Annotated in this window: 7 protein-coding genes; 5 read left to right on the forward strand and 2 right to left on the reverse strand. The window is 67.1% G+C overall.

Annotation, left to right across the window (positions count from 1 at the left end):
• Positions 1-16: 16 nt before the first annotated feature.
• Together KDB67_RS20345 and KDB67_RS20350 are read left to right on the forward strand one after the other, a co-directional pair.
• On the forward strand, positions 17-1,309 hold the full coding sequence (locus tag KDB67_RS20345) for a CoA transferase (RefSeq protein ID WP_291019954.1): 1,293 nt from the start codon (positions 17-19) through the stop codon (positions 1,307-1,309).
• A 64-nt stretch (positions 1,310-1,373) separates the two neighbouring features.
• Positions 1,374-2,711, forward strand: a complete 1,338-nt coding sequence (locus tag KDB67_RS20350) for an amidohydrolase family protein (RefSeq protein ID WP_324387754.1) — start codon at positions 1,374-1,376, stop codon at positions 2,709-2,711.
• A 350-nt stretch (positions 2,712-3,061) separates the two neighbouring features.
• Here KDB67_RS20350 and KDB67_RS20355 read toward each other — a convergent pair whose 3' ends face one another.
• Both KDB67_RS20355 and KDB67_RS20360 read right to left on the reverse strand, forming a co-directional pair.
• A complete protein-coding gene (locus KDB67_RS20355; RefSeq protein ID WP_291019939.1) occupies positions 3,062-3,898 on the reverse strand; it encodes an alpha/beta fold hydrolase in 837 nt (278 codons plus the stop codon).
• Positions 3,898-5,532 (reverse strand): AMP-binding protein, encoded by a 1,635-nt coding sequence (locus tag KDB67_RS20360; protein WP_291019941.1) that lies wholly within the window; start codon positions 5,530-5,532, stop codon positions 3,898-3,900. The genes KDB67_RS20355 and KDB67_RS20360 overlap by 1 nt, the downstream gene beginning before the upstream one ends.
• A gap of 311 nt (positions 5,533-5,843) precedes the next feature.
• On the opposite strand from KDB67_RS20360, the gene KDB67_RS20365 reads away from it, so the two are divergent.
• From KDB67_RS20365 to KDB67_RS20375, 3 genes are all read left to right on the forward strand, one after another.
• Positions 5,844-7,076 (forward strand): cytochrome P450, encoded by a 1,233-nt coding sequence (locus KDB67_RS20365; RefSeq protein WP_291019944.1) that lies wholly within the window; start codon positions 5,844-5,846, stop codon positions 7,074-7,076.
• On the forward strand, positions 7,073-7,909 hold the full coding sequence (locus KDB67_RS20370) for an enoyl-CoA hydratase-related protein (RefSeq protein ID WP_291019948.1): 837 nt from the start codon (positions 7,073-7,075) through the stop codon (positions 7,907-7,909). The genes KDB67_RS20365 and KDB67_RS20370 overlap by 4 nt, the downstream gene beginning before the upstream one ends.
• 66 nt (positions 7,910-7,975) lie before the next feature.
• Positions 7,976-8,564: carboxyl transferase domain-containing protein (locus KDB67_RS20375; protein WP_291019951.1), on the forward strand; the 589-nt coding region annotated here is incomplete at its 3' end.

Below are 8,564 nucleotides of genomic sequence, written 5' to 3' on the forward strand. Positions count from 1 at the left end.
CGACACGCCGGACGTCGTGGAACGCGACTGGGCGCGCAGTGGCGTGATCCCTCTGACCGGCCACGCCGGGCTCCCGATCGTGCCACCCGGAAGCGGCGCGACATGGGCTCGGCGCTGCACAGATCTCCTGAGGGAGGCATCGGGTGGGACGATCGACGTCGACGGGGCGGTGCTGCTGGGGGAGCGGGCCGCGGTCACCAGGATGCGCCGAGGGGGACGGGTGGCACCCGGCGGGAATACCCGGCTGTTGCCGACCTCCAACGGGTGGGCGGCGATCTCATGTTCGCGGCCCGACGATCCGGCCCTGTACGGCGCGCTGATCTCCGGCGACATCGACGCAGCGGATCCGTGGCCGCCGATCAAGAACTGGGTTACGGCGCACACCGGTGCCGAACTGGACGAGCGAGCCGAACTCCTGGGTCTGGCCGCGCACTCGGTTTCGTCCTCGGCTCACGAGGTTTCGAGGCTCGTCGCTTGCGCTCCTCACACGTCAACCGGCGTAGGGGGAACCGTGGGTGAGGGGGTCTCCACCAGCCGGTTGAGGTGCGAGCTTGCGAGCCTCGAAACCTCGCGAGCCGACAGTGTCCGATCACCACGGGGTGCACTGCGTTCACCGAAGGGGTTGCGGGTGGTGGATTTCAGCGCGCTGTGGGCGGGACCGCTGTGTGCGCATCTGCTGGGGCTCGGGGGTGCGGAGATCATCAAGGTGGAGACGACGACCCGGCCCGACGGCGCTCGCCGCGGCAACGCGGACTTCTACAACCTGCTGCACGGTGGTCATCGCAGCGTCGTGTTCGACCCTGCCGACGATTCGGACCGTCGGAGCCTGGCGGAGTTGGTGGCGTCGGCGGATATCGTGATCGAGGCATCGCGGCCAAGGGCGTTGCGTGGCTTCGGGATCGATGCCGAGAAGGTGGCGGCGACCGGGGTGTCGTGGGTGTCGATCACCGCGTTCGGCCGCGATTCCAACCGGATCGGGTTCGGCGACGACGTCGCCGCCGCGGCCGGTTTGGTGGCCCTAGACGACGCCGGTGATCCGGTGTTCTGTGGCGACGCGATCGCCGATCCGCTCACCGGGCTCACCGCGGTGGTGTGGGCGCTCACCGAACCCGTTGCGGTACTGGATCTTTCGATGGCCGATATCGTCGGTGCCACGCTGACCGGCGAACCGTCGGCGGCGTGCGTCCACGAGAGGGACGGCTGGGTGACGCCGGCCGGGCATCCGGTGGTGGCCCCCACGCCGCGCGCGGTGCAGACACCCGCGCCGGAATCGGGTGCCGACACCGCGGCGGTGTTCGGAGAGTTGTGATGCTGAATCGCCGATTGTGTACATGGATTGGTCTGCGGCCGTGCGGTATCGGCATGATCGGGGCGTGCCGGTGCTGCTGACAAATGTGGTGGTGGAAGGGATACCCGCGCGGATCCGGATCGCCGGTGAGCGTATTGACGCGATATCGGCGGACGTGCACCGCCGTCCGGGCGAACAGGTCGTCGATTGCGGCGGGGGCGTGGCCGAGCCCGGTTACACCGACCACCACCTGCATCTGCACGCACTGGCGGCCGCGCGGCGGTCGGTTCGGTGCGGGCCGCCGGAGGTGACTGATGGCGCGGGACTGGCCGCGGTGCTGGCGGCTGCTCCGGCCGACGAACACGGCTGGGTGCGCGGCGTCGGATACTCCGAAACCGTTGCCGGTGAACTCGACTCGGATTCTCTGGACCGACTGTATGCGGCCCGGCCGGTGCGTATCTCGCACCGCAGCGGAGCGATGTGGTTGGTCAACGGTCTCGGCGCCCGGGTGCTCGGGCTGGACGACGCCAGGCATCCCGGCATCGAACGACGTCCCGACGGCACCCCGACCGGGCGCATCTTCCGCGCCGACGACTGGCTGCGGAAACGGCTGCCGTCCAACGGGTTTCCAGATCTGTCGGCAGTCGGCGCGGAACTGCTGTCCCTCGGCATCACCTCGGTCACCGACGCCACCCCCGACCTCGACACCGCCGCACTCGAGCACCTTCAGTCCGCCGCGGCATCGGGCGCGATCCCGCAACGGCTGCATCTGCTAGGAGTTCCCTTGGGCCGCAACATCACCGAACATCGGGTGACGACGGGACCGTACAAGATCGTCGTCGCCGACTCGGAGCTGCCCAACCTCGACGACCTGACCGACAGGATCCGCGCCGCACACAATGTCGGTCGCGCCGTCGCCGTGCACTGCGTCACCCGTGAGGCGCTGATCCTCACGCTCGCCGCCCTCGACGATGCCGGTGCGAGCGGACATGACCGCATCGAGCACGCCGCGATCGTCCCACCCGACCTGATCGACGACCTGTGTCGTCTGCGCGTCACGGTGGTCACCCAGCCCGGATTCCTCGCCGACCGGGGCCATGACTACCTGCGCGACGTCGACCCGTCCGATCGTGAAAACCTGTACCGCTGCGCGAGTCTCATGGCTGCCGGGGTGCCCGTGGCACTGTCCAGTGACGCACCGTACGGCCCGCTCGACCCGGCGGAGATCATCGACGCCGCGGTGACTCGCCGAGTCGCCGGCGGCGAGATCGCCGGCCGCTCGGAGCGCCTGACCATCGACGAAGCGGCAAGCCGTCTCCGAACCCCAGCGATCGGTCTGCGCCGAGGTTCCCTGGCGGACATCGTCATCCGGGACGCTGCCGGTGTGACTATCGCGGTGGTCGCCGGTGAGGTGGTTCGGTAATACGTGGACCTCGCCGGACCCTTCGAGACGCTCGCTCGTCCCTCGCATCGCCCTCAGGGATCAAGAAGCCTCCCGCAGCCACGTTCGAAACAGTTGTGACATTTTGATCCCTGTGGCCGGAGCGAAGGTTGCCGCGGATGGCTGTTGTGTGGTTTTGGGGGTTGTCGGGTTGGTTGGGGCATTTTGATCCCTGTGGCGGGAGTGGAGGTTGCCGCGGTTGGTTGTTGTGTGGTTTTGGGGGTTGTCGGGCTGGTTGGGGCATCTTGATCCCTGAGGCCGAAGCGACGAAGGAGCGAGGGTCGCGAAGGGTCCGGTGACCTTTCGGCGCATGGCGTGAGTTCCTCGGACCGTCAGCAGCCAACCCGGTCGAGGATGGCGTCGGCGACCTCGGCGGGGCGGGTTTCGGGGAGCCAGTGGTTGGCGCCGGTGATGATGCGGAATTCGTAGGGGGCCTGCACCCAGCGGCCGGTGCGCTGGGCGCCGACGCGGCTGAGGGCGAAGTCGCGGTCGCTCCATAGGTGGGTGGTGGGGACGGTGATCTTGCCGGTACGCATGTCGGTGGGAGACCAGAACGGCATCGCCCGATACCAGTTGAGCGCACCGGTGAGGGCCCCGTACGCGACGATGTCGGAATGGAGCCGGTCGGCGTATTCGGGTGGCAGCCCGATCCGCGCACGCGCCTTCGGTGACTCGAAGGACTTGGTGAGGAACGACTCCGGAATCCTCGGCAGCTGGAACAGCGCCATGTACCAGCTGCGCAGCACCTGGCCCCGGAGCATCGCCCTGCGGTATGCCGCCGGATGCGGAACCGACAGGGTGGTCAGCGTCGCCACCCTGTCGGGGTGCTGTGCGGCGACACCCCAGGCGAGCATCGCACCCCAGTCGTGGCCCACCAGATGCACCGGACCGTCGCCGATCGCGTCGAACAGGGCGAGCACGTCGCCGATGAGCAGCCCGAGCGCGTAGTCGCGGCGCCGACCGGGCCGGGCTCGCGGCGAGTATCCACGCAGATCCGGTGCCAGCGTGCGATATCCGTGCTGGTGCAGCAGCGGCGTCACCAGATCCCAGGCGGTGGCACGCTGGGGGAACCCGTGCAGCAGCACGATCGGTGTGCCGTCGACAGGCCCCGCGTCGATGACATCGAAAACGTAGTCGCCGTTGCGGTATTCGGTGATGCGCTCGCCCATCAGGACACCGTAGCCTCCGAGGTTTCGGTCGCGGTGGCTTTCGCCCAGCGATAGTCACCCTTGCCATTGCCGAGGCGCCGCACATCATCGACGACGACAACCTCCTTGGGCACCTTGTACCCGGCGAGCTTGTCCCGGCAATACCGTTGCAGCTCACCGGATTCAATGGAGGCGACCAGCCCGTCGTCGCCTGCGGCCACAGCCACCACCTCCGAACCCCACCGATCGCTGGACCGACCGACGACGAGGACGTCGTCGATGTGGGCGAAGGTGCGCAGCACCTCCTCGACCTCCTCGGCGAACACCTTCTCGCCGCCGGTGTTGATGACCAGCGAATCACGTCCGCGCAGCAGCAGCGTGCCGTCCTCGGAGATGCGGCCACGGTCACCTGACTGGACGACACGCACACCGTTGACCGTCCGGAACGTGCGTTCGGTGGCCTCGGGATCTTTGAAGTAGCCCAACGGCATCCGGCCCTGACGCACCACCCAGCCGTCCTCTTCGTCGCCGGGCTCGAGGAACCGGTCGAGGTCTTCGGACGCAATGCGGGTGTCGGCGTGCGGGGTGAACCCGACGATCGTGTTGGTCTCGTCGTTCTCACTCGCACCGAACGCGACGTTGCCGGTTTCGGTGGAACCGTAGCCGTTGACCAGGATCACCCCGGGCAGCAACTCGCGGAGCGTCTTCTGGTGTTCGACGTTCAGCGGGGCACCGCCGCTGGCGACCGAGAACAGCGTCGACACATCGTATTCGCCGCTGCGGATGGCGTCGATGAGCCCGACGGCGTAGGCATCGCCGACCATCGTCATCAGGCCGACCTTCTCGCGTTCGATCGTCGCGAGCACCCGGTGGGGGTCGAATTTGGTGCTGTCGTACAGGACTGCGGTCTGACCGTTAAGGATTCCGGCGAAGGCGGTGAGCAGGCCGGCGGCGTGCATGAGCGGGGACACCGCGAACCACGGCAGCCCGGCGTACTGCACTTTCTGGTGGATCTCGTCGACGTGCGCGTGTACTCCGCCGTTCATCGACACCACGTATTGGTCGCCCTGACGCCACAGCACACCCTTGGGCCGCCCGGTGGTGCCGCCGGTGCACATCATCACCACATCGTCGGGGGTGACCGCGGGAAGGTCGCCGTCCCATGATCTCCCCTGTGCCAGAGCATCATCGAACTCGATCGTGTCTTCGATGGGAGGCGTGTCGTCGTCATCGGGGATGGAGATGATCAGGTCGACGCCGTCGGGCAGGGCGCCGGCAAACCTGGCGAGCAGCGTGCGGTGGCCGATCACCGCACGCGGTGCGACGTAGTCGAGCAGTTCGCGGATCTCGGTGGGCGTGTAGTGGTAGTTGACGTTGACCGGCACCGCGCGGGCCTTGGAGCAGGCGATGAACGCATCGGGGTACAGATCGTTGTGCATGATCAGTGCGACCCGGTCCTGTCCGCACTCCCAGGGCTGGAGGTCGGCGCGCTCGGTGTGGGTACCGAATCCCTTGCTCACCAGGAACTTCGCTAACGCGGTGGTGCGCTCGGAGGCCTCGCGGTAGGTGCTGCGGCGATCGCCGCAGATGGTCATGAGCCGGTCGGGGATCGCGTCGGCGATGGCGTCGATGACAGTGCCTACGGTCCATTCCATGCGGTGCACACTCTCCGATGCTGACGCGACGGCGGGGCCTGGACGTCGCTGTGATGGCTGTCATACTCCGGGACTACGGGCCTACTGTCAAGGTACTTACTGTAATCGCGACGGTATGTGCGGCCGGGAATCCTACCGAACCTGGAACTCGAACGATTGTGACGAATGTAACCATTCCCGTAAGCCTTGCGGTAAGATCGTCGGTCAGCGTACGTTGGCGCACGGCGCAGCCCCGGCGATCCGTGCCCGCAGCCCATATCCGAGGACCCGTATCCGACGATGATGCCCGGCACCAGGCGAAAGGCAGATCGATGACCACAGCAGAGGCGGTACCCGCCGCCGTACTGGCAACCCCGGCCGCGTACAAGGACTCCGAATCATTGCACGCGGCGCTGGCGGCCGCCCGCAGGGACGACCCGGTGTCGCTGGTCGAGGTGGACGGTTACACCCCCTTCTGGGCCGTCACCAAGTATGCCGACATCATCAAGGTCGAACGCGCCGCCAAGACGTTCAGTAACTCGCCGCGGCCGGTGCTGATGACCACCGAACAGGACAAACTGCAGCAGCAGATCGGCATCGACACCCTCATTCACATGGACGGTGCCAAACACCGTCAGTACCGGGCCATCGGTGTCAACTGGTTCAAGCCGAGTGCGCTGGCCAAGCTTCAGGAGCAGGTGAACGCGCTGGCCAAGCGGTTCGTCGACAAGCTGGCCGCCGCCGGCGGTGAATGCGACTTCGTGCAGACGGTCGGGGTCGACTATCCGCTGTATGTGATCATGTCGCTGCTCGGCATCCCCGAGGACGATTTCGCGTTCATGCTCAAGCTCACCCAGGAACTCGTCGGCAACGACGACCCGGAACTGCAGCGCAGCACCAGCGACGAAGAAAACATGATGGCGATGCTCGACATGTTCGCCTACTTCCAGAAGCTCACGGAGAACCGCCGGGCCGACCCCACCGACGACCTCGCCTCGGCGATCGCCAACGCCACCGTCGACGGCGCCCCGCTCGACGACATCCAGACCGTCTCGTACTACGCGATCGTCGCCACGGCAGGCCACGACACCACCAGCAGCTCTATCACCGGCGGCCTGCAGGCGCTCATCGAACATCCCGATCAGCTCGCCAAGCTGCGCGACAACCCGGACCTGATGCCGCTGGCGGTGGAGGAGATGATCCGCTGGGTCACCCCCGTCAAGGAGTTCATGCGGACCGCCGTCGAGGACACCGAACTGCGCGGCAAGACGATCAAAGCCGGCGACGCGGTATTGCTGTCGTACGTGTCGGCCAACCGCGACGAGGAGGCGTTCGACGACCCGTTCGCCTTCGATATCGAGCGTGAACCCAACAAGCATCTGGCGTTCGGGCACGGACTGCATTTCTGTCTCGGCGCGCCGCTGGCCCGGATGGAGATCGGGGCGTTCTTCAGGGAATTGCTCTCGCGCCTGGACCACATCGAGTTGGCGGGTGAACCACAATTGACCGCGACAACGTTCGTCGGCGGCCTCAAGCACCTCCCGATCCGGTACACGCTGCGATGACCGAACCCGCCGTACTCTACGAACTCCGCGACAACGGCGTCGCGGTGCTTACGCTCAATCGCCCCGACCGGCTCAACGCCTGGGGGATGGACATCGCCGTGCCGTTCTACGAACTGATCGACCGGGCCGACGCCGACGAGGCGGTGCGCGTGATCGTGGTGACGGGTGCGGGCCGCGGATTCTGCGCCGGTGCAGACCTTTCCGGGGGCGGTGCCACCAGTACCGAGTCGCTGGGCGATGATCTGGGCAATACCGACGAGAATGCACTGAGCGCCATTCTCGGTGAGCGGCAACCGTATACGTTGACGGCAGTGCGTAAGCCGGTCATCGCGGCGGTCAACGGGCCGTGCATCGGATTCGGTTTCACCCTCGCCCTGATGTGCGATGTCCGGTTCGTGGCCGCCGGGGCCAAGTTCGGTGCCACCTTCGTCCGGCTGGGTCTGGTTGCCGAGCAGGGGATTTCGTGGATCCTTCCGCGAGTGGTGGGGGCCGCTCCGGCGGCCGACCTACTGCTCAGCGGCCGCAAGTTCGACGCCGCGGAGGCACTGCGGCTCGGTCTGGTCAAAGAGGTTGTCGCCGACGGTGATCTGCTGACGCGGGCCATCGAATACGCGGACGAGTTGGCCACGCGGTGTTCGCCGTGGGCGCTGGCGCAGATCAAGGGTCAGCTATACGACGAATCCGATCGCGCGGCCGTCGCTGCAACCACGGCGAGATCGGTTGAGCTGATGAATCTTTCGATCAAACAGCCCGACGTTATCGAGGGCATCACCAGCTTCTTCGAGCGCCGCGATCCGCGGTTCCCCCCGCTGGCATCGCTACCCCCGCAGTAATCCCCACCCCATAGTGAAGCGGTCGGCAATACCGGCCGGCACAGACGAGAGAGACACGGAGGCCACATGACCTCGACACAGGCCGGCGCCTGGGATGAGACCCTGGGCGACCTGGACGCGCGCCGTAAACGCTCCTACGCGATGGGCGGCGCCGAGCGGGTCGCCAAGCACCGCGCCAAGGGCAAGCTCGACGCCCGGGCCCGGGTCCGCGCGCTTCTCGATCCCGGCAGCTTCCAGGAGTTCGGCACCCTCGTGGGCGGGGAGATCGCCGCCGACGCCATTGTCACCGGCACAGGCGAGATCAACGGCATGCCGGTGGTGGTCGGGGCCGAGGACTTCACGACATTCGCCGGCACCATCGCCCCCGGCAGCAACGCCAAGCGCTACCGCGTCGCCGAACTCGCGCTGCGCAACCGGATCCCGATGGTGATGCTGCTCGAAGGCGCCGGGTTCCGGCCCACCGGCGATCACTACGGCCGCACCCCCACCGACCTGCTGATGCAGGCCCAGTGTTCGGGCAAGGTGCCGATCGTGACCGCGGTGCTCGGACCGTCGGCCGGGCATGGCGCGCTCGTGGCGCCGGTCTCGGACTTCCGGGTGATGAGCAGCCAGGGGGCGATCTTCACCGCGGGTCCGCCGGTGGTCCGCGCGTCGA

The organism is Gordonia sp. (in: high G+C Gram-positive bacteria) (assembly GCF_020438995.1).
In the GTDB taxonomy this organism is placed as follows: domain Bacteria; phylum Actinomycetota; class Actinomycetes; order Mycobacteriales; family Mycobacteriaceae; genus Gordonia.

Bases quoted from the DNA above. Each gene is read 5' to 3' on its own strand.
- KDB67_RS20355 (WP_291019939.1), bottom strand. From the start codon at position 3,898: ATGGGCGAGCGCATCACCGAATACCGCAACGGCGACTACGTTTTCGAT.
- KDB67_RS20365 (WP_291019944.1), top strand. From the start codon at position 5,844: ATGACCACAGCAGAGGCGGTACCCGCCGCCGTACTGGCAACCCCGGCC.
- KDB67_RS20370 (WP_291019948.1), top strand. From the start codon at position 7,073: ATGACCGAACCCGCCGTACTCTACGAACTCCGCGACAACGGCGTCGCG.
- KDB67_RS20360 (WP_291019941.1), bottom strand. From the start codon at position 5,532: ATGGAATGGACCGTAGGCACTGTCATCGACGCCATCGCCGACGCGATC.